15 protein-coding genes are annotated in these 20,105 nt (G+C 73.3%); 9 read left to right on the top strand and 6 right to left on the bottom strand.

Going from position 1 to position 20,105, the window contains the following annotated elements; all coding sequences use genetic code 11:
- Positions 1-211: 211 nt before the first annotated feature.
- Entirely contained in the window at positions 212-4,270 is a 4,059-nt protein-coding gene (locus ACYVLT_RS23765; protein WP_461122413.1) for an NACHT and WD repeat domain-containing protein, read from the top strand.
- Here ACYVLT_RS23765 and ACYVLT_RS23760 read toward each other — a convergent pair.
- On the bottom strand, positions 4,249-5,160 hold the full coding sequence (locus ACYVLT_RS23760) for a glycosyltransferase (protein WP_461122412.1): 912 nt from the start codon (positions 5,158-5,160) through the stop codon (positions 4,249-4,251). The two genes, ACYVLT_RS23765 and ACYVLT_RS23760, sit on opposite strands and share 22 nt — an antisense overlap.
- Before the next feature lie 69 nt (positions 5,161-5,229).
- On the opposite strand from ACYVLT_RS23760, the gene ACYVLT_RS23755 reads away from it, so the two are divergent.
- Positions 5,230-5,703, top strand: coding sequence for a DUF2165 domain-containing protein (locus tag ACYVLT_RS23755; protein ID WP_461122411.1), 474 nt, complete (start codon positions 5,230-5,232; stop codon positions 5,701-5,703).
- Between the two features lie 108 nt (positions 5,704-5,811).
- Here ACYVLT_RS23755 and ACYVLT_RS23750 read toward each other — a convergent pair whose 3' ends face one another.
- Entirely contained in the window at positions 5,812-8,205 is a 2,394-nt protein-coding gene (locus tag ACYVLT_RS23750; protein WP_461122410.1) for a helix-turn-helix transcriptional regulator, read from the bottom strand.
- A complete protein-coding gene (locus tag ACYVLT_RS23745) occupies positions 8,202-9,506 on the bottom strand; it encodes an Hsp70 family protein (RefSeq protein WP_461122409.1) in 1,305 nt (434 codons plus the stop codon). The genes ACYVLT_RS23750 and ACYVLT_RS23745 overlap by 4 nt, the downstream gene beginning before the upstream one ends.
- 224 nt (positions 9,507-9,730) lie before the next feature.
- On the opposite strand from ACYVLT_RS23745, the gene ACYVLT_RS23740 reads away from it, so the two are divergent.
- The 3 genes from ACYVLT_RS23740 (at position 9,731) to ACYVLT_RS23730 (ending at position 13,982) form a co-directional block, all read left to right on the top strand.
- Positions 9,731-10,651: an IniB N-terminal domain-containing protein gene (locus ACYVLT_RS23740; RefSeq protein WP_461122408.1), complete on the top strand. Its 921-nt coding sequence runs from the start codon at positions 9,731-9,733 to the stop codon at positions 10,649-10,651.
- Positions 10,652-10,758: 107 nt separating this feature from the next.
- Positions 10,759-12,570: a dynamin family protein gene (locus ACYVLT_RS23735; RefSeq protein ID WP_461122407.1), complete on the top strand. Its 1,812-nt coding sequence runs from the start codon at positions 10,759-10,761 to the stop codon at positions 12,568-12,570.
- Complete coding sequence (locus ACYVLT_RS23730; RefSeq protein ID WP_461122406.1) at positions 12,570-13,982, top strand: GTPase family protein; 1,413 nt, start codon at positions 12,570-12,572, stop codon at positions 13,980-13,982. Before ACYVLT_RS23735 ends, ACYVLT_RS23730 begins: the two co-directional genes overlap by 1 nt.
- A gap of 28 nt (positions 13,983-14,010) precedes the next feature.
- Here the strand turns inward: ACYVLT_RS23730 and ACYVLT_RS23725 are convergent, their stop codons facing one another.
- On the bottom strand, positions 14,011-14,826 hold the full coding sequence (locus tag ACYVLT_RS23725; RefSeq protein ID WP_461122405.1) for a LysR family transcriptional regulator: 816 nt from the start codon (positions 14,824-14,826) through the stop codon (positions 14,011-14,013).
- Positions 14,827-14,902: 76 nt separating this feature from the next.
- On the opposite strand from ACYVLT_RS23725, the gene ACYVLT_RS23720 reads away from it, so the two are divergent.
- A complete protein-coding gene (locus ACYVLT_RS23720; RefSeq protein WP_461122404.1) occupies positions 14,903-15,745 on the top strand; it encodes a PhzF family phenazine biosynthesis protein in 843 nt (280 codons plus the stop codon).
- A 22-nt stretch (positions 15,746-15,767) separates the two neighbouring features.
- Here the strand turns inward: ACYVLT_RS23720 and ACYVLT_RS23715 are convergent, their stop codons facing one another.
- Entirely contained in the window at positions 15,768-16,199 is a 432-nt protein-coding gene (locus ACYVLT_RS23715; RefSeq protein ID WP_461122403.1) for a nitroreductase family deazaflavin-dependent oxidoreductase, read from the bottom strand.
- Positions 16,200-16,488: 289 nt separating this feature from the next.
- Here ACYVLT_RS23715 and ACYVLT_RS23710 point away from each other — a divergent pair, with 289 nt between their 5' ends.
- Positions 16,489-17,475: a LysR family transcriptional regulator gene (locus ACYVLT_RS23710; protein WP_461122402.1), complete on the top strand. Its 987-nt coding sequence runs from the start codon at positions 16,489-16,491 to the stop codon at positions 17,473-17,475.
- Positions 17,476-17,580: 105 nt separating this feature from the next.
- Here ACYVLT_RS23710 and ACYVLT_RS23705 read toward each other — a convergent pair whose 3' ends face one another.
- The gene (locus ACYVLT_RS23705; RefSeq protein ID WP_461122401.1) at positions 17,581-18,381 is read right to left on the bottom strand and encodes an SDR family oxidoreductase; all 801 of its coding nucleotides are present in this window, start codon (positions 18,379-18,381) and stop codon (positions 17,581-17,583) included.
- Positions 18,382-18,476: 95 nt separating this feature from the next.
- Here ACYVLT_RS23705 and ACYVLT_RS23700 point away from each other — a divergent pair, with 95 nt between their 5' ends.
- Complete coding sequence (locus tag ACYVLT_RS23700) at positions 18,477-18,851, top strand: winged helix-turn-helix transcriptional regulator (protein WP_461122400.1); 375 nt, start codon at positions 18,477-18,479, stop codon at positions 18,849-18,851.
- A gap of 152 nt (positions 18,852-19,003) precedes the next feature.
- The gene (locus ACYVLT_RS23695; protein ID WP_461122399.1) at positions 19,004-20,083 is read left to right on the top strand and encodes a gamma-glutamylcyclotransferase; all 1,080 of its coding nucleotides are present in this window, start codon (positions 19,004-19,006) and stop codon (positions 20,081-20,083) included.
- The last annotated feature ends 22 nt before the right edge of the window (positions 20,084-20,105 follow it).

The following is a 20,105-nucleotide window of genomic DNA, read 5'->3' as shown; positions in this document are numbered from 1 at the left end:
AGCTGCCACTCGCGGTAGTTGCCTGCAAAACCACTTCGACCGGTCCCTTCGCACAACTTGGACGCCGTCACCGGAACGTCCCGGTCAGCTTGTCAGCGCGAGTCGTTAGGGTGGACTCAGAAGAGCTCCACCGGTCGGCAAACGACCTGTTCACGCGCTCACATCCGGTTTTCCGGTCCGGAACACCGGACCTCTAGGAGGCACGCCGCGGATGGCTGGTTCCGGTCAGGGGTCGGGTCCCCGTGCCGTGTTCGCCGAGCGGTTCGCGCTGCTCTACGCCGAAGCGGGCGACCCGCCGCTGAAGAAGGTGACCGAGTCGGTCGGCCGCGCGCGACGCACCGACGAGCACGGTCGGCCGGTCCGGGCGACCGCCCAGCGGGTCAGCGACTGGCGTCGCGGGCGCAACGTGCCGGCCCGGTTCTCGGCACTCTCGGTAGTCCTGGAGATCCTCATCGGCGAGGCGCGCAAGTCGCGCCCGCAGCCGCCCGCGGCCGGTCTGTACGACCTGGACGCGTGGCGGGCGCTGTGGGAGGAGGCGTTGGCCAGCCCCGTGTCGGCGCCCGACGAGGAGGACCCGCCGAGCTCGGACGAGATCGGCGTGTGCCCGTACCGGGGATTGGCCGCGTTCCAACCGGAGGATTCCAGTTGGTTCTTCGGCCGGGAACGCAGCACGGCCGCCTTGGTGTCCCGATTGGGCAGTGCGGCGGAAACCGGCGGAATCGTCATGCTGGTCGGCGCCTCGGGCGCCGGTAAATCGTCCCTTGTGCGCGCGGGCGTGATTCCGTCCATTCGCGACGGCGCATTGGCGTTGCCCGGGTCGACGAATTGGCCCGCGGTGGTCGTCACACCCGGCGCCGATCCGGTGAAGGAATTGATCCGACAGGTCCCGGAATTGGCCGGGATCATGGACATGGCGCTGACCCTGGACGGGATGGACCAGGACCTGGTGGCGTCCGGGCACGGTCCCGACACGTTCCTCGGGCAGACGCTGATGGGTGTGCTGCGGTTCGCCGCGCAGATCCGGGCGGCGTTCGCGGCGTACGCGGCACGGCACGGCGGCGACCGGGTGGTGGTCGTGGTGGACCAGTTCGAGGAGGCGTTCACGCTGTCCCCGGACGAGAACCGGGTGCAGGTGTTCGTGCAGGCGCTGCACGTGGCGTGCACGCCCGCGGTGCCCGGCGGCACGGCGCCCGCGGTCGTGCTGGTGGGCGTGCGGGCCGACTTCTACGGCCGCTGCCTGGCGTTCCCGGAGCTGGCCGACGCGTTGCAGGACCGGCAGATGGTGCTGGGGCCGATGACGTCGGCGGAGCTGCGCGAGGCGGTGTCGCGGCCCGCGAAGGCGGCGGGCCTGCAACTGGAGCCGGGGCTGATCGAGCTCATGCTGCGCGACCTGGGCGTGCGCAGCGGGCGGGCGCAGGCCAGGGCCGGCCAGGGCGCCTACGACGCGGGCGCGTTGCCGCTGCTGTCGCACGCCCTGCTGGCGACCTGGCAGCGCAGGCAGGCGGGCAAGCTGACCATCGCGGGCTACCGCTCGGCGGGCGGCATCCAGGGCGCGGTCGCGGCCACGGCGGAGCGGGCGTGGGCGGACCTCGCGCCGGAGGCGCAGCTCGCGGCGCGGCCGTTGCTGCTGCGGCTGGTGCGCGTCGGCGAGGACACCCAGGACACCCGCCGCCGCTCGACCCGGCACGAGCTGGTCGAGCAGGCCTCGAACCGGGCCGCGGGCGAGGAGGCCCTGGAGGTGTTGGCCCGGGCCCGGCTGGTCACGCTCGACGCGGGCTCGGTGGAGATCACCCACGAGGCGCTGTTGCAGGCGTGGCCGCGGCTGCGCAGCTGGATCGACCAGGACCGCGAGGGCCAGCTGCTGCGGCAGAGGCTGGAGGAGGACGCGGCCACGTGGGCGGGCCAGGACCGCGACTCGTCGCTGCTCTACCGTGGGGCGCGGCTGGAGACGGCCCGGCACTGGGCGGACGCGGCCGGTCGCGAAGGGCTGACCGGCACCGCCCAGGACTTCCTCGCGGTGTCGATGCAGTACCGCAGGCGCGCCGCGTGGGGCAGGCGCGCGGCGGTGGCGAGCGTGGTCGTGCTCGCGCTCATCGCGGCCACGGCCGCGGTGCTGGCCGTGCGGCAGCGCGACGACGCGGTGTTCCGCCAGGTGGTGGCGGAGGCGGACCGGTTGCAGGAGTCCGACCCGTCGCTGTCGGCGCAGCTGGCATTGGTCGCGCACCGGATGCGGCCCGACGACCGCGACGTGCAGACCCGGTTGCTGTCCACGCAGACCTCGCCGTTGGCAAAGCCGCTGATCGGGCACACCGGGCCGGTGTACCTGACCTCCTACTCCCCGGACGGCAAGTTCCTGGCCACGGCGAGCTTCGACCAGACGGTGCGGCTGTGGGACCTGCGCGACCCGGACGACCCGAAGCCGCTCGGCTCGCCGCTGCCCGGCCACCGCAGCTGGGTGACCTCCGCGGTGTTCAGCCCGGACGGCCGGACGCTGGCCACCGCGGGCAACGACGAGACCGTGCGCCTGTGGGACGTCAGCGACCCCGAGCGCCCGCGCTCGCTGGGCCAGCCGCTGATGGGCGGCAACGGCACGGTCTACCTGCTCGCGTTCACCCCGGACTCCCGGACGCTGGTCACCGCGAACGGCGACACCACCGCCCGGCTGTGGGACGTGACCGACCCGGCCGCGCCGCAGCGGCTGGGCGAACCGCTCGGCCTGCACACCGGCCAGGTGCGCTCGGTGGCGTTCAACCACGACGGCACGCTGCTGGTCACCGGCGGCGACGACAAGACCGCCGTGGTGTTCGACGTGCGCGACCGGCACCACCCCAAGCCGGTCGGCGAGCCGATCACCGGGTTCGACCACACCGTGCGCTCGCTGGCGTTCAGCCCGGACGACCGACTGCTGGCCGCCGGCAGCGAGGACCACAGCGTGCGGCTGTTCGACATGTCCGACCCGGCCGCGCCCCGGATGCTCGGCCGCCCGGTGACCGACCACACCGAGGGCGTGTGGTCGGTGGCGTTCAACCCGGACGGCCGGATCCTCGCCTCCGCCGGCGGCGACGGCACCACGCGGATGTGGAACATCACCGACCCGGCGCACCCCCTGCCGATCGGCAAGCCGCTGGCCGGGCGCAACGGGATCGTGTACGCGGTGGCGTTCAGCCCGGACGGCCGGACGCTGGCCACCGGCAGCCACGACTCCGTGGTGCGGCTGTGGTCGGGGCCGCCGGGCGTGCTCGTGGGGCACTCGGCGCGCACCATCGGCCCCCGCTTCACCCCCGACGGCCACCACCTGGTGTCGGCCAGCGAGGACGAGACCGTCCGCGTGTGGGACACCAGCGACCCGCGCAGCCCGACGTCGACCGCGGTGTTCTCGCACGGCGCGGGGGTGTGGTCGGTCGCGTTGAGCGACGACGGCGCCACGCTGGCCAGCGTGAGCGACAAGGTGGTGCGGCTGTGGGACCTGTCCGACCCGCACCGACCGCGACCGCTGGGCGAGCCGATCGGGGTGGGCACCCGCTACAGCTCACCGGTGGCGTTCCGGCACGACGCGAAGGTCCTGGCCACCGGCTCCGACGACTCCTCGGTGCAGCTGTGGGACATCGCCGACCCGGCGCACCCCAAGCCGCTCGGGCGCCCGCTGGTCGGCCACTCGGAGTACGTGCACTACGTCGGGTTCACCCCGGACGGCAAGACGCTGGTCACGGGGAGCGCGGACAAGACCTTGCGGCTGTGGAACGTGACCGACCCCGCCGCCGCGCAGCCGCTCGGGCAGCCGCTGACCGGGCACTCCAGCGCGGTGCGGGCGGGCGACATCAGCCCCGACGGCCGCACCCTGGTCACCGCGAGCGACGACCGGACGATCCGGCTGTGGGACATGGCCGTGCCGAACCGGGTCAAGCCGATCGGCACGCCGCTGACCGGTCACGTCGAGGCCGCGGTGACGGTGGCGTTCAGCCCGGACGGGCGGACGCTGGCCAGCGGCGGCGACGACCGCACCATCCGGCTGTGGGACGTGCACGACGTCCGGCGGCCCACCGCGGTCGGTCAGGTGCTGACCGGGCACGAGGGCGGGCTGCGCGACATCGCGTTCAGCCCGGACGGCCAGCGGTTGGCGTCCACCAGCTCGGACAGCACGGTGCGGGTGTGGGACCTGAACCTCCAGCACGTGATCGAGCGGATCTGCACCAAGACCGAGGGCGTGCTGCCGGAGGAGCGGTGGCGCGAACACCTGCCGCAGCTGGACTACGAGCCGCCCTGCCCCTGATCGGCCTGCCGCAGCGAGCTGTCGAGGGCCTTGAGCGAGCCGTCGAGCAGGTCGAGCTCGAAGCGGTGCGGGTCGTCCACGCCCGGCCGGTAGGCCGCCATCAGGTCGTGGGCCCGGTCGAACCACGCCCGCAGCCGTTGCACGTCGACCGACCGGTCCCGCGCGACGGCGTGGGCGACGAGGAGCTCGAACTCCTGCCGCATCAGCTCCGGCTTCGGCCGCTGCGGGTTCGTCCAGTCGTCGGCCAGCACCGGCCGCATCCGGCTCGCGTGCCGGTTCCAGTGCAGCAGCAGGGCGAGGTCGGCGGTGAAGCCCTCGGGCAGCTCCGGCGGCCACAGCTCGCGCAACGCCGCGCGTTGGCCGGACCACGGCGTGGTGCCGACCTTCGGCAGGATCTCCGGGAACAGCCTGCCCGCGAGCGGCGCGAAGAACCCGTGCAGCCACAGCTGCGGGTAGACCGGCCGCCAGTACAGGTCCGACACCGTCACGTCGGCCAGGCCGTCGAGGATCGGCCGCACCAGCAGCTCCACCAACGTCGGCTCGCCGAAGTAGCGCAGGTCGCCGTCGACCAGGCAGACCACGTCGCCGGTCGCCGCACGCAGGCCGTGGACGATCGCGTTGCCCTTGCCCGCCGGGGACTCGACCACGGTCGCGCCCGCCGCCCGGGCCACGTCGGCGGTGTCGTCGGCGCAGCCGCTGGCGCTCACCACGACCTCACCCCGAACCTCCATGTGGTCCAGACCGCACCGGGCCTGGGTGACCACCTCGGCCACCGTGGCGGCTTCGTCGTGCGCGGGCACGAGCACCGTCACCGTCCCCGACCTGCGGCGCAGGGTGCGTTCCCGGGCCAGGTCCAAGCCGAGCGCGGGGTCGATGGACGGCCTGGTCATGTGAATTCCTCTCGTGGACTTCCGGCGGATCGTGACTAGGTTCTACAGATCATGCGTTCACTTGCCAGGGTGGGGAGCCCGCAAGCCGCGATCGCGGCGCTGACCGGGATCACCGCGCTATACATGGGTCTCGTGGTGTTCGGGAACGTCACCGACTACGAGACCAACCACGCGTTCGTGCAGCACGTGCTGGCCATGGACACCACCTTCGGGTCGCCCAACACGACGTGGCGCGCGATCACCGACCCGACCGTCGTGACCATCGCGTACGTGCTGATCATCGTCTGGGAGGCGGTCACCGCGCTGGTGCTGCTGGCGGGCCTGGTGGCCTGGCTGCGGCGCCGCGAGGAGGTCGCGCGCCGGCTGTCGTCCACGGGCTGGGTGATGCAGGCGCTGCTGTTCGGCGGCGGCTTCATCGCGATCGGCGGTGAGTGGTTCGTCATGTGGCAGTCCAAGGACTGGAACGGTCTGACGCCCGCGTTCCAGAACTTCGTGGTCGCCGCGCTCGGCCTCATCCTGTTGCACGCGACCAAACGGGACTGACGTCCCCCTTCCCCCCGTCCGTCCCCGACCGGAGGTCGTCAGCCCCCTGACGACCTCCGGCAGCCGACCGACCCTGCCGACCGACCGCGGCCGTGCGGCCAAAATCCGCTAGCCGACGATCTGGCGCAGCTGGTCCAGCAACTCCGCCCGGCTGGTGCAGCCCAACCGCTGCCGGATCCGGGCCACGTGGTGCTCGACCGTCTTCGCCGAGATGAACAACCGGTCGCCGACCTGCTTGTAGGTCAACCCGCCGACGACCAGCTCCGCCACCTCGCGCTCGCGGTCGCTGAGCTTGTTCGCGTCGGCCTCCACCGCCGGTTCGGGCTGCTTGCGCGTCGTCGCCGCGGTGCGCCCCTGGAGCAGCCGGGCGCAGTCCAGCAGCCGCACCATCGCCTGGCGGTCCGACGTCCGTATCGCGGCCTGACCGGCCAGCCTGGCCGCGTCCCACCACTGGCCGACCGCCTGGAGGCCGCGGGCGGACTCCTCGACCTGGTCGGCGTCCACCTTGCCCGCCACCACGTCCAGCCAGCTCTCGGCCGCCGTCGACACGATGCCCGCGTACCGGCTCTTCTCACGGCACGCCGCCAGCGACGCCGCGTGCTCCTCGGCGACCGACGTCTCCTCCGCGATGATCGCCGCGTGCAGCGCGCTCCAGTGCAGCGGCACGGCCCACAGCGGCGGATCACCCAGGTCCCGCAACAGGTCCCGCGCCGCGGTGAGGTGCGGCGCCAACCGGTGCTGGTCGCGCAGCCGCGCGGCGGCGGTGGCGAACTCGCCCAGCGGCAGGAACGTGAACAGGTCGACGGGGTGCCGCAGCACCGCCTCGCACGCCTGCTCCCACGTCCGCTTCAACGTCGCCAGGTCGCTGTTGCGCCGTGCCACGCCGATCTCCAGCGCCACCGCGAACAGCCAGTCGCGCGGCTCCAGCGGCCGGCCGGCCTTGCGCAGCGCCACCAACGTCTCCCGGGCCTGCGCCAGGTTCCCGCGCTGCATCGCGATCCACGCCCGCAGCAGCCGGTGCCGCACCACCATCAGCGCACCGCCCGACGACGTCGCCATCGCCCGGTCCAGCACCGATTCGGCGACGCCCGGCTCACCGCTGTGCAACGCCACCAGCGCGGCCAGCGCGGCGGGCGTGTCGGGCAGCAGCACCGCCCGCCCGGCCGGCTCCAGCAACCCCGCCGCACGCATCAGGGTGGACAACGACGTGGTCGCGGACGACGTCACCGACTCGACCACGCCCTGCGCCATCAGGGAAGCGCCGCCGTCGAGCATGGTCGGCGGCGCGACCGGCAGCGCCGCGGCGGGCAACCGCCCCGTCCCGACCTCGCCGATCACCGCGAACGCCGACGACGTCGAGCTCGACGACCACCGGTGCAGCTCGGTGCCGCGGGCCAGCTGGCCCCGGTGCGCCAACGCGATCCCGGCCACCTCCGCCGCCGCGCCCCGGTGCTCCCGGTCACCGCTGGAGATCACCTGGTCCGCCAGCCGCAGCGCCGCGTCGAGGTCGCCCGCCATCGCCGAGGCCACCGCCCGCCGCACGGCCACGTCGGGGCCCGCCGTGCCGATGGCCGCCAGCAGCCGTGCCGCCAACGCCGGGTCGGCGCCCAACGCCTCGTCGGCCGCCGCGCGGAACGCCTGCGCCATCTCCGGCCCGACCACACCCGCCTGGTTGCCCGCACCGCCCGCGGTGATCAACGGCCGCACCAGGTCGAGCACCGGACCGCCGGAGCGCAGTTGCAACTCGGCCAACCGCTGCCGCACGGCGATGCGGCGGTCGGTCCGGCTCAACGCCGCCACGGCCACCCGTGCGACGGGCAGCAACGTCCCGTCGGCCGCCACCAGGCCGGTGGCCCGACCGGCCTCGATCACGTCGCCCACCGCGTCGGCGTCGACCCCGAGCAGCCCGCCGAGCAGGTCCAGCCGCAGCGCCGCGCCCGCCTCGGCGGCCAGCAGGTACTTCTGCACGTCGGCGTCCAGCCAGTCCAGGTCGACCCGGAACGACGCCACCACCTCGGACGTCAGCTCGGCCGCGGTCAACCCGGCCAGCCGCCGCACGAACCGCGGCACGCCGCCGGTCTGCTGGTGCACGAAGTCCACCAGCCCCCGCGCGGACGCGGGCAGCACCGACCGCACCTGGTCCCGGGTGAACGGCTCCAGCATCAACGACGGCCGCGCCCGGCCCAGCGACTCGGCCAACGCCGCCAGCGCGCGTGTCCGCGGCCAGGGCCGGTAGGCCACCACGACGTGCTCGTCCCCGCGTTCGACCAGGGAGCGCAGCGACAGCAGTTCGGCGTCCGGCAGCAGGTGCGCGTCGTCCACCACCGACGCCCGCGCGCCCGCGTCCTCGAACGCCCGCGAGATCTCCCGCAGCACGGTGGTCTTGCCGTACCCGCCGGGCGCGACCACGCCCAGCCGCAGCACGGCGCCGTCCGCGACGGCGTCCAAGACCTGCGAGACCTGCGGGGACAACACCGGACGCGCGGTCGTGCTCGGGGTCAACGGCCATCCTCGCTGTCACGGGCACGACGCCCACCGGTCGGCACGAGCCCGCGCACGACGCGCTTCACGGTGCGCCGCTCCGGCAGGTCGAGCGGTGTGATGTCGACGGGCGGCCGGGGCGGCGGCGCGGTGAACTCCGCGTCCGGCACGTCCAGGCCACCCACCGGAAATCTCAGCAACGGGTCGTCGTCGCGCACCATCACCGACGTCTCGATCGGCTCGGGCTCGGCGTCGGGCCCGACCACCAGCCGGCGGGCGGCCAACGCCGCGCCCTTCACCACCGACGTCTCGGGCGCGGCGTCCAGCACCACCCGACCGGGCACGGACGCCGCGACCAGCGGGATGCGGGCGCTGCCGCCGACCAGCACCGTCATCTCCACGCCACCCGCGCCGAGCACCACCCGGTCGAACACCGAGACGGCCTGCTCCACGTCGGCGCGGATCAGGTCCTCGAACCGCGCCCTGGTGAGCGGCACGTCCACCCGACCGGACGGCAGGTGCACCGGCACGGACGTCTCCACCACGCCGGACAGCACCCGCTTGGCCGCCTCGCAGTCGCGGCGCAGCCGCCCGAACAGGCCCCTGGTGCGCGGGTCGTCCGCGTCCAGTTCGGCCAGCTCGCGCCCGAGCGACGACCGGACGTGCGAGAACACCGCGTCGTCGAAGTCGACGCCCGCGGCCTGGTCGACCCCCTCGGCGGTGGCGAGCAGCTCGAACCCCCGGCCCACCGCGGACGCGCCGAACCCGTGGCTGCCCAGGCTGAACACGCCGAGCGACCGGGCGCTCGACCGGGTGAACGCGTGGTTCTCGGCCGCCGCGACGGGTTCGGGCACCAGCGACGCCTCGACCCCCACCGACCGCAGCGCCCGGTGCATCAGCCCCTTCGCGTGGGAACCCCAACCAGCGGGGTGCGCGAGCACGACGTGCGCGGGGCGTTCGCCTTCACGGGCGGAGACCTGGTCGACCACCCACATGACCATGAGAGCGGTCAGCTCCTCCGCCGGGCACGGCTCGGCGGAGCCGGCGTCCGCCGCGGGGCCGAGCACGACCGGCACCGGGTCGCCGACCCGCCGGGCGAAGCCGGTGGCGGTCCACCGCGGGTCACCGGGCTCGCCGACCGCGAACGCGCCGTCCGCGGTGAGCTGCAACACCGAGGCCACGCCGCCGCCCGGACCGCCGAGGCCGACCGGCTCCGGCTCACCGCGCCCGGCGCCGCCCAGCCTGCACACGGCCGCCGCGGTGCGGGTGGTGCCCACGTCGACCCCGAGGACGTACGGCAACTCGGAGGCCTCCTCACTCACCTGAACGAACTACAGGCAGTACCTACACGGGTGACGAGAGGGTCACAAGCGCATCCCCTAATCCCCTAGGGAGTGAACGACAACCACCCCATAGTGGTTGCGGTATCTACTGGGAGTAATCCCCGATGGCTGGTGATCCCCCCGCCCATACGTTGATCACCAGGCCGGACCACACCCCTGCCGGGCCGGCTACCCGCGTCCTACTTGACCAGGAGACATCCATCATGGGCTCCAGCCCCAACACGCTGCACGACTTCGTCCTCGACCTGCTCAGCGACCCGACCGCGTTGGCCGACTTCCAGGCCGACGCCGAGGGCACCCTGGCCGCGGCGGGCCTGAGCGACATCAGCGCCCTGGACGTGCAGGAAGTCATCCCGCTGGTGCTCGACTACGTGCCGACCGGGAGCCTGCCCGCTCTCGACGGCTCGCTGGTCGAGGACCTGCCGCTCGACCTGGTCGACGCCGGTCAGGCCGGCGCGATCTTCCGGCTCAAGGCCGTCACCGACCAGCTCGCCGTGTCGGGTGCCACCGGCGCCGGCGACGTCAAGGCCGCGGTGGCGGGCACGCTGAGCGCGGACGCCGACGGCCTGTCGGTCTTCGGCGGCGTGTCGAGCTGGGACCTGCTCGACGGCGCCGCCTCGGCGACGCTGTCGGTCGAGGGCGACTTCTCCGCGGTGGGTGACGTGACCGACACCCTGGACGGCACGTTGGCCACCGCTTCCGGTCCGGTCGAGGGCCTGACCGGCACGGCGACCGGCACGCTGGACGGTGCCGTCGCCACCGCGGGTGGGGTCACCGGCTCGGTGGCGGACGTGGACAGCCTGACCAGCACCGCGTTCGGCACGGTCGACACGCTGACCGGCGTGCTCGGCAACGTGACCGGTGGCCTCACCGGCAACCTGCCCGCCGTGGACGGTCTGGGTGGCGTCGGCGACCTGGGCGGCCTGGGCGACACGCTCGGCGTTGCCGGCTCGGCCGACTTCGACGCCCACGGCGCCGCTCCCCTGTCCGGCGTGACCGACACGGTCGCGGGCGTCGCGGACACCGCCGGGGTGGGCGGCGTGGTGAGCAACGTCACCGGCACCGTCGACGGTCTGGACCTCCCGGTCGTCGACTCGCTCGGCGTGGACGACCTGCTCTTCTGAGACTGATCCACTACCGGAGGGCCGGTCTTGTCCAGTGGACAGGACCGGCCCTCGCTCGTGTCCGGACTTTCACCCGGACGGGTTTTACCGGCACACTCTGCCGGGTGATGTCCGCGCCTTGGCTCGACGTGCTCGACGACACGATCAGGGCTTGCGCTGCGCACAACCGGCCCGACCTGGCCGAACGGTTGCGCGACAAGCGCTCCCGCCAGCTGGACCCCAAGCTCAGGGTGCTCGTGATCGGCGAGCCCAAGCAGGGCAAGAGCCAGCTCGTGAACGCGATGGTGAACGCCCCGGTGTGCGCGGTGGGTGACGACGTCACGACCACCGTTCCCACTTTCGTGCAGCACGCGGAGACGCCGTCGGCCGCGCTCGTGCGCGGCGCGACCATCGCGAACACCCCCACCGAACGCATCCCGGTGCCGATCGACCAGCTCGCCAGCCAGGTGAGCGCCAACCAGCACCACGGCGGCGACCTCGTGCGCGCCGAGGTCGGCATCCCGCGCGCGCTGCTGGACTCGGGCCTGGTGCTGATCGACACGCCGGGCGTCGGCGACCTGCGGCCCGCGCACACCGCGAGCACGTTCACCGCGCTGCTCCAGGCCGACGCGGTGCTCATGGTCTCCGACGCGACGGCCGAGCTCACCCGGTCGGAACTGGAGCTGCTCAAGCAGGTGATGACGTCCTGCCCGAACGTGATCGTGGTCCTCACCAAGATCGACATCGCGGCGCAGTGGCGGCGGGTGGTCGAGCGCAACCGGGCGCACCTGGCCCGCGCGGGCGTGACCGCCAAGCTGATCCCCGTGTCCGCCGCGCTGCGCCTGCGCGCGGCCAAGACCGGCGACAAGGCCCTCAACGCCGAGTCCGGCTTCCCCGAGCTGCTGACCTGCGTGCAGCAGGACATCCTGGCCGCGGCCGACGTGCTGGCCCGCCGCACGGTCGCGGTCACCGCGGCGTCGGCGATCAAGCAGCTGGTCGCGCCGGTGCGCGAGGAGCTGACCGCCCGCGCCGCCCGCGGCCCGGAGAAGACGATCGTCGCGCTCAACGAGGCCCAGCGCCGCATCGACGAGCTGCGCCGCCGGTCCGCGCGCTGGCAGACCGTGCTGGCCGACGAGATGGCCGACCTGGTCTCCGACATCGAGTACGACCTGCGCGACCGCACCCGCAAGATCATCCGCGAGGTGGACAGGACGTTCGAGACCGCGGACCCGGCGCTGGGCTGGGACCGGTTCGAGTCCTGGCTGGAGGACAACCTCACCGAGGCCGCCACGACGAACTTCGCCTGGCTGCTCGACCGCTCGGAGTGGGTGGCGGAGAAGGTCGCCAAGAGCTTCCCGGTCGTCCGCGACGACCTGCTGCCCGAGTCGATCTTCCCGGACGACGTGCTGGACCGGGTCGCGCCGATGGACAAGCCGCTGATCGAGAAGTTCGGCCTGATGCAGAAGGCGTTCACCGGCTTGAAGGGCTCCTACGGCGGCGTGCTGATGTTCGGCCTGGCCACCAGCCTCGCCGGGATGCCGCTGATCAACGCGATCTCGCTGGGCGCGGGCGCGCTGTTCGGCGGCAAGTCGATCATCGACGAGAGCGACCAGCGGTTGCGCCGCAGGCAGGCCGCCGCCAAGGCCGCCGCGGCCCGGCACGTGGACGACTTCTTCCTCAAGTTCAGCAAGGACTGCCGCGACGCGGCCCGGCACATCCAGCGCAGCCTGCGCACCCACTTCTCCACGCTGGCCGAGGAGTTGCAGGAGACGTTGCTCGAATCGGCCCGCAGCGCCCGCCGCGCGGTCCAGGACGACAACACCGAGCGGGAGCGCCGCAACCGCGACGCCAAGCGCGAGCTGGACGATCTGGTCGCCCTCTACCAGCGGGTCCAGGCGCTCGCCGGTGGCCAGGCGCCGCCGTTGGGGATCAGCGCCTGATGTTCCCGGGCGAGGTGGCACCGGGCGGCACGCGGCCCGGCGCGGTGCAGGACGAGGTCTGGGCGCTGCTCGAAGACGCCCTGGCGGTCTACCGGGACAGCCCGCGCGCGGTCGGGTGGCTGCGCGGGCACCAGGCGCGGTTCGGCGAGCCGGTGCGGGTGGCCGTGGCGGGCGGGTCGCGGTCGGGCAAGTCGACCGTGGTCAGCGCGCTCATCGGCGAGGAGTTCGACCCCACCGGCGCGACCACCTGGTACCAGGACGGACCGCGGCCCACCGCGCACGTCGGCCAGTACGAGGTGCCGGTGCTGCGCCGCGACGGCAAGGCGTTCGTGGACGCGCCGGACGCCGAGCGCGTGGTGGTGCAGTGGCCGTCGCGGTCGTTGCGCGACCTCGTCCTGATCGACACGCCGGGGGCCGCGCCGGTCGAGCAGGTCTACGGCGAGGCCGACGCGGTGCTGTACCTGACCAGGCACATGCACACCACCGACGTGCGGTTCCTCCAGACCGCGCACGACCACCCGGTGGCGCGCGTCGCGCCGGTGAACACCGTGCTGGTGCTGTCCCGGGCCGACGAGATCGGCGGCGGCCGGATCGACGCGCTGTCCTCGGCCAAGCAGATCGCCCGCCGCTACCGGCGCGAGGCGACCGTGACCCCGTTGTGCCAGAACGTGGTCGCGGTGGCCGGGCTGCTCGCGGTGGCCGCGCGCACGGTGCGGCCGGAGGAGTTCGCCGCGCTGGCCGCGCTGGCGTCGTTGGCGCGCACCGAGTTGGACGACCACCTGCTGTCCGCGGACCGGTTCGTGGGCGAGGACTTCCCGGTCCGGCTCGACCCGGCGGTGCGCCGCGGCCTGGTCGACCGGTTCGGCATCTTCGGCGTGCGACTGACCACCACGTTGATCCGCCAGGGCTTCGACACGCAGGTGAAGCTGACCGGTCAGCTGGTGCAGCGCAGCGGTCTGGGCGAGCTGCGCGACTCGATCGGCGTCTACTTCACCGAGCGCAAGGAAGTGCTCAAGGCCCGCGCCGCCCTGCTGGGCCTGGACGTGGTGCTGCGCGCCGAGCCGCGGCCCGGTTCGGTGGCGCTGGCCGCGTCGGTGGAGCGGATCCTGGCTTCCGCGCACGACTTCCGGGAGCTGCGGCTGCTGGCCGCGTTGCAGGGCGGGCGCACCCGGTTGCCCGGCGACCTCGACGCCGAGGCGTCCCGGCTGGTCGGCGGCCTGGGCACGGACCCGGTCGTGCGGCTGGGCATGGACTACGAGCCGACCGAGGGCGAGCTGCGGCACGCCGTGCTGGACACCCTGGGCCGGTGGCGCGACCACGCGGTGGACCCGGCGTTGGACCACGGGCAGCGGCGGGCCGCGGCCGTGGTCGTGCGCAGCTGCGAGGGGATGCTGACCCGGCTGGGCGGGTGACACCCGGTCGGTCGATGTTCGGGTGGGGTCAGTTCAGCGCGGCCGAGACCGCCCGCACGGCCGCGGAAGGCGTCCGGCGCGGGTCCGTGACCAGGAACAGCGTGCTGTCGGGCAGTTCGCGCACGCGGTGCAACGTGCCCGCGTCCAACTGCTCGGCGACCGCCACCCGCGGCAGCACGGTCCAGCCCAGACCGGCCACCACGCACGACCGCACGGCCTCGATGCTGCCGAACCGGGTGATGCTCGGCGTCGCGGTCAGTTCCCGCACGAACCGGTCGCTGTAGGAGCAGCCCTCCTCCAGCAGGAAGTACCGCTCCTCCAGCACCACGCCGGGCGCGGACACCAGCTCGATCGGCTCCACGCCGATGGCGGTCACCTTCAAGCCGGGGGCGACCAACGCGTCCTCCAGCACCAGTGCCAGGTCCAGCGTGCCGTTGCGGACACCGGCGAGCGCCTGCCGGGTGCCCGCGGGCGAGAGGTGCACGGAGATGCCGGGCCAGCGCATGGCCACGTCCGCGATCCGCTGCGGCAGGCGGTAGGCGCAGACCGATTCCGGTGCGGCTATCCGCACGTCGCCCTCCACCGCGGTGCTGCCGCGCACCGCGTCGCGCAGGCGTTGCTCGGAGGTCAGCACCTCGCGCGCGTGCTCGACCGCCTGCCGACCCGCCTCGGTCAGCCGGGCGCCGCTGGGCAGCCGGTCGAACAGGCGGGCGCCGAGGTGCCGTTCCAGGGCTTTGACCTGGCTCGTCACCGTCGACTGCACGAGGTGCAGCTCCGCCGCGGTGGCGGTGAAGCTGCCCGTGCGCGCGAGCACCAAGAGGGTGCGCAGGAGGCGGGTGTCCACCGCATCGACAATACTGATCGGACACATCACAGGGAATCGTTGGACTCGATCCGGGCCGGTGGGAGACGCTGTGGTCATGACCGACGCGCAGGAACCCGCAGTGCTCCGCTACACCGCTTTCACCACCGACCCCGCCGGCGGCAACCCGGCCGGTGTCGTGCTCGACGCTACCGGGTCGACCGAGTCCCGGATGCTGGAGATCGCCGCCGAGGTCGGCTACTCCGAGACCGCGTTCCTCTTCCCCCGGCCCGACGGCGACGAGTTCGACGTGCGGTACTTCAGCCCGCTGGTGGAGGTGCCGTTCTGCGGTCACGCGACCGTGGCCACGGCCGTCGCGCTGGGGCGCACGGGCACGCTGCGGTTCCACACCAGGGCCGGGCTGGTCGAGGTGGCCACGACGCCCGGCACGGCGAGCCTGACCAGCGTGCCCACCTCGGCCACGCCCGCGCCGGACGCCGACGTGGCGGCCGCGCTGCGGGCGCTGGGGTGGTCCGCCGACGACCTCGACCCGCGCCACCCCGCGCACTGGGCGTTCGGCGGCTCGCGGCACCTCGTGCTGGCCGTGCGCACGCGGGAGCGGTTGGCGTCGTTGGACTACGACTTCGACGCGCTCGCGGACCTGTTGCGCGCCAACGACGCGGTGACCGCGCAACTGGTGCACCAGCGGGACGAGGACGTCTTCGACGCGCGTGACCCGTTCCCGGTCGGCGGGGTGGTGGAGGACCCGGCGACCGGCTCCGCCGCGGCGGCGTTCGGCGGCTACCTGCGTGCCGTCGGGAAGGTCGCGAGGCCGAGGTCGATCACCATCCACCAGGGCGTGGACATGGGTCGCCCCAGCCTGCTGGAGATCGAGGTCTCGCCGGACGACCCGCGGGTGACCGTGACCGGCGCGGCGGTGCCGATCACGGTCGGGGGCTGACGGCGTCCGGGCGTTCAGAAGCTCAGGACTGGACGCGTTCCAGCACCACCACCGGGATCTCGCGGTCGGTCTTCCTGGCGTAGTCGTCGTAGTCCGGCCACACCTCGGTCATCAGCCGCCACAGCTCGGCCCGCTCGTCACCGGTCGCCGTGCGCGCCTTCGCGGGGAACACGTCGGGCCCCACCTGCACCTCGGCCTCGTTGCGCGCGGCGAGGTTGCGGTACCAGGCGGGGTGCTCGGGCGCGCCGCCGTACGAGGCGACGACCACGTACGCGTCGCCGTAGGGCTGGTAGATCAGCGCGGTCCGGCGCGACTCCCCGGACTTGCGGCCGATCGTGGTCAGCAGGAGCGTGAACACGCCCGGCTGCCACTCGTGCCCGTCCGCGCCGTCCGACTCGACGTACTTGCGGATGTGCTCGTTCACCCAGTCGACTGGGCTGTCCTGGACTGACATGGCTCGAAAGTACCGAGAACGCGACGGGGCCGCCGGTCGCTCACTCCGCAATGACGACCGGCGGCCCCGCACGGGGTGGGGACGTTCGCCTCACACCCCCTCGGCTCGTCCCGGATCCCCGGCGCCACCGGCACTTCCGTCCGCGTGAACGGTGTGCCGGGGTCGCTCGACCACGTCGTGTGGGTACGTGGCGCGGGACGGGACGGCCATGGCTCTCCTCCTGGGCTCGGGCCGACTATGGCGGCCGCCAGGGCTGGCGGCTCATACGAAAGGGGGATAGAAGAACGTTATGCCCGAGCTTGAGCTACGCCACCTGCGCGCGGTGTGCGCGATAGCCGAAGAAGGCAGCCTCACGAAGGCCGCCTCACGCCTGGGGCTCACGCAACCCGCGATGAGCGCCCAGCTGCGGACCGTCGAGCGGATCGTCGGCGGCAGGCTGTTCGACCGGACCCCCGGCGGTTCCGTGCCTACCGACCTCGGCAAACAGGTCGTCGGCACGGCCCGGCTGGTGCTCGACGAGGTCGAGCAGCTGGTGTCGCTGGCCCGTGAGCGGACCCGGGACGGCACGCCGGGGCCGTTGCTCGTCGGCGGCGTGCCCACGTTGTTCTTCGGGCACTTCGTGCAGGAGCTGCGGCGGGTGATCCCGTGTTCGGAGGTCCGCACCGAGATCATGCCCGGCGCGTCGGACCTGCTGGAGATGCTGGTGTCCGGGCAGGTGCAGCTGGGTGTGCTGGACCGGTTCGAAGGGCTGGAACGCCGGGAGCTGCGCGGTTTGGAGATGCGCCGGCTGGTGAGCGAGCCGCAGTTCGTGGCGCTGCCCGAGACCGATCCGCTGGTGGCGCAGGACGAGGTGGACCTCGCCCAGCTGGCCGACCGGGACTGGGTCTCGCGGCCGGACGAGATCGTCGGCAACCGCTTGCAGATCTTCACCGCGTGCGCGGAGGCCGGGTTCACGCCCCGGTTCAGCCACCACGTGAACGAGGCGAGCACCGCGCGCAGCCTGGTGGCCAACGGCGCGGTGTCGTTCGCGCTGCCCCAGTCCCGCGGCGGCGACGGGATCGTGATCCGCCCGCTGCGCGGCGCGCCGCTGATGGTCGACCTGATGCTGGCGACCCGCCGCGAGGGGCCCGCCGCCGGGCGGGCCCACGACGTCTTCGCCGCCGCCGCCAGGGCCTACCGCGCGGTGCTCCCCCGCAACCCGGTCTACGCGAAGTGGTGGGAGGAGCACCCCGAGGCGCACCAGGAGATCGACGCGGCCCTGCTCGCCGGCGGCTGACCCGCCGCCGTCCGCCGTGGTCAACCGCCAGGACCGGCCGCCGCCAGCGTGGTCGATCACCGGCACCGCCGACCGTAGTCGGTCGCCGGCGCTGCTCGCGGGCGGTCAGCCGCGCAGGGCGTCCTCGATCGTGGTCGGCGCGCGGCCGATCAGCTTCTCCAGGTCCGGGCGGACCTCGGCGAGTGCGCCGCGGCCGATGTTGACCTCGATGTCGGCGAGCAGCTCGGCCAGGAAGTCCGGCAGGCCGAAGCCCTTCAGCCCCGTCACGCGCTCCTCCGGGCTCACCGGCAGGTGGGTCTCGCCCACGAGCGCGGCCAGCTCGTCGAAGCTCCACGCCCGCGCGCCGGTGAGCTCGTAGACCGCGTTCTCGTGGCCGGCCGTGCTCAGCACGACGGCGGCGGCCAGCGCCAGGTCCTCGCGGGACGCGCTGGCGATGCGCCCGTCACCCGCGGCGGTCACGATCGGGCCGGGGGCCTGCGGGAGGTAGTTCTCGTGGTACATCCCGTTGCGCAGGAAGGTGAACGGGATGCCGGTGGCGCGGATCGCCTCTTCGGTCGCCTTGTGCACCTTGGCCAGTTCGAGCGGCGAGGTGTCCGCGTCGGTGACCGACGTGTAGACGATGTGCCGCACACCCGCCTCCGCCGCCGCGCGCACCGCGTTCAGGTGCCGGCCGATCCGGATCTCGTCCGGCCCGTCCACCGACACCAGCAGCAGCGTCTCCACGCCGGCGAACGTGGCGGCGAGCGGGCCGTCGAAGTCGCCCGGCCGGACCTCGACGCCGAGGCCTTCGGCCTTCTTCGGGTCGCGCACGGACACCGCGAGCCGGTCGGCCGGGAGGCGGTCGAGGGTGTGCCGGAGGATCAGGGAGCCGAGGTGGCCGGTCGCGCCGGTGATCAAGGTCGTCATGCGGCGAACGCTAGGTCGGCTGCTAACTATCCGTAAGTACCTACCTGTTTGTCAGGTACTTACGTTTCGGAAAGCATCCAGCTAGGGTGCGCGCCATGGAGCTGCGAGGTGACGTATACAACCGCGACTGCCTGTCCCGCACGATCGCCAACCACGCCACCGGCATGTGGGGCAGCCTCGTGCTCGGCAAGCTCCTCGACGGCACGCAGAGGTTCGGCGAGTTGCGCCGGTCGGTGGCCGGGGTGAGCGAGAAGATGCTGGCCCAGACGTTGCAGGCGCTGGAGCGGGACGGGTTGGTGCACCGCGAGGCGCACCCGGTGATCCCGCCGCGGGTGGACTACTCCCTCACGCCGCTGGGCACCCATGCGGCGAAGCAGATCCGCGACCTGTTCGGCTGGATCGAGGCGAACCTGCCCAACTTCGTGGCGGCACAAGAGGAGTACGACGCGCGGCGTGCCGAGAACGTGTGACACGTCACGTTAACACCTCCGACCTGTATCGCCCGATGTAGCGCAGTCGAGCCCTCTTTTCCGCACCGCCAAGCCGGAAAGGTCGGATCTATTTCGGCCCGCAGAACCCAACGCCGGGTGAATTCTCGGTGAGGTTTGCCAGAATGGGAGGCATGACGCAGCCCTTCACGGACGACAGTCACCCGGCCGAGCCCTATCCGGGAGCTCGGCCGGGGCACTGCTTCGTGCACCTCGACGGTGCGGGCTGGCCGGTCACCCCGGACCCCGGCGCCGACTCCGGGTGGCGGGTCGCGCCGGACGGGCGGGACCTGGACGACTGGCTCGCCGCGCACGGCGAACCGCCGCTCTCGGGCCGGATGCCGGTGCTGGCGTACGGCTCCAACGCCAACCCGGCCAAGGTGACGTGGCTGCGCGAGGAACTCGGCCTGACCGGCCCGGCGGTGGTGCTGCGCGCCCGGTGCGACGGCCTGGCCGCCGTCTGGGCCGCGGGGTTGCGCAAGACCGACGGCCAGCGCCCGGCGACCCTCGCCGCGGCGCCGGGCGTCGAGGAGGAGCACGCGGTGTGGTTCGCCACCGCCGAGCAGCTGCGGGTGCTCGACCGCTGCGAAGGTCGCGGCCTGCGGTACCGGCTGGTGCGCGTGCACACCGGACGGGTGACGTTGTTCAACGGCGGCGTGGTCGACTCCGTGCTCGCCTACACCGGCGCCGGCATCCGGCGGATGCCCCTGCTGGTCAACGGCAGACCGGTGCGCTGCGCCGACGTCGACCAGCGCGGCGCGCGGCGGCTCGGCGGCCGGCCCGCCGACGGCGACGGCCTGGACGTGACGCCGGTGCACGGCGACCCGTCGCCGGACGACTGGCCCGACCGCCTCTTCACCTACGGCACGCTCCAGCCCGGGATGGCGGCCTGGCACCTCGTGGCGCCGTTCGTCGTCGGCGAGCCCGTGCCCGCGTCGCTGCCCGGCACCCTGCACGACACCGGCCGCGGCTACCCGGCGCTGCGACCCGGCGACGGTTCCCCCGGCGGTACCGGCCGCGGCGTGCCGGGGCACGTGCTGCGCCTCGAACGCCCCGAGGACGCCCTCCCCGTGCTGGACGACTACGAGGGCGACGAGTACCGCCGCGTGCGGGTCGCGCTGCCCGACGGGCAGATCTGCTGGACCTACCTGTGGAACGCCGCCGCGGACGACATGCCGGTGCTCGGCGGCGGTTGGGTCGAGAACCGCCAATGATGCGCCCGATACGGTGAATTTC

Source organism: Saccharothrix stipae, assembly GCF_054781895.1.
The sequence above is the reverse complement of the archived record's forward strand: the minus strand, read 5'-3'. Positions and strand labels throughout refer to the sequence as shown.

Coding starts and splice junctions, on each gene's coding strand:
- ACYVLT_RS23765 (WP_461122413.1), top strand. CDS start 212: ATGGCTGGTTCCGGTCAGGGGTCGGGTCCCCGTGCCGTGTTCGCCGAG.
- ACYVLT_RS23760 (WP_461122412.1), bottom strand. CDS start 5,160: ATGACCAGGCCGTCCATCGACCCCGCGCTCGGCTTGGACCTGGCCCGG.
- ACYVLT_RS23740 (WP_461122408.1), top strand. CDS start 9,731: ATGGGCTCCAGCCCCAACACGCTGCACGACTTCGTCCTCGACCTGCTC.
- ACYVLT_RS23735 (WP_461122407.1), top strand. CDS start 10,759: ATGTCCGCGCCTTGGCTCGACGTGCTCGACGACACGATCAGGGCTTGC.
- ACYVLT_RS23730 (WP_461122406.1), top strand. CDS start 12,570: ATGTTCCCGGGCGAGGTGGCACCGGGCGGCACGCGGCCCGGCGCGGTG.
- ACYVLT_RS23720 (WP_461122404.1), top strand. CDS start 14,903: ATGACCGACGCGCAGGAACCCGCAGTGCTCCGCTACACCGCTTTCACC.
- ACYVLT_RS23715 (WP_461122403.1), bottom strand. CDS start 16,199: ATGTCAGTCCAGGACAGCCCAGTCGACTGGGTGAACGAGCACATCCGC.
- ACYVLT_RS23710 (WP_461122402.1), top strand. CDS start 16,489: ATGCCCGAGCTTGAGCTACGCCACCTGCGCGCGGTGTGCGCGATAGCC.
- ACYVLT_RS23705 (WP_461122401.1), bottom strand. CDS start 18,381: ATGACGACCTTGATCACCGGCGCGACCGGCCACCTCGGCTCCCTGATC.
- ACYVLT_RS23700 (WP_461122400.1), top strand. CDS start 18,477: ATGGAGCTGCGAGGTGACGTATACAACCGCGACTGCCTGTCCCGCACG.
- ACYVLT_RS23695 (WP_461122399.1), top strand. CDS start 19,004: ATGACGCAGCCCTTCACGGACGACAGTCACCCGGCCGAGCCCTATCCG.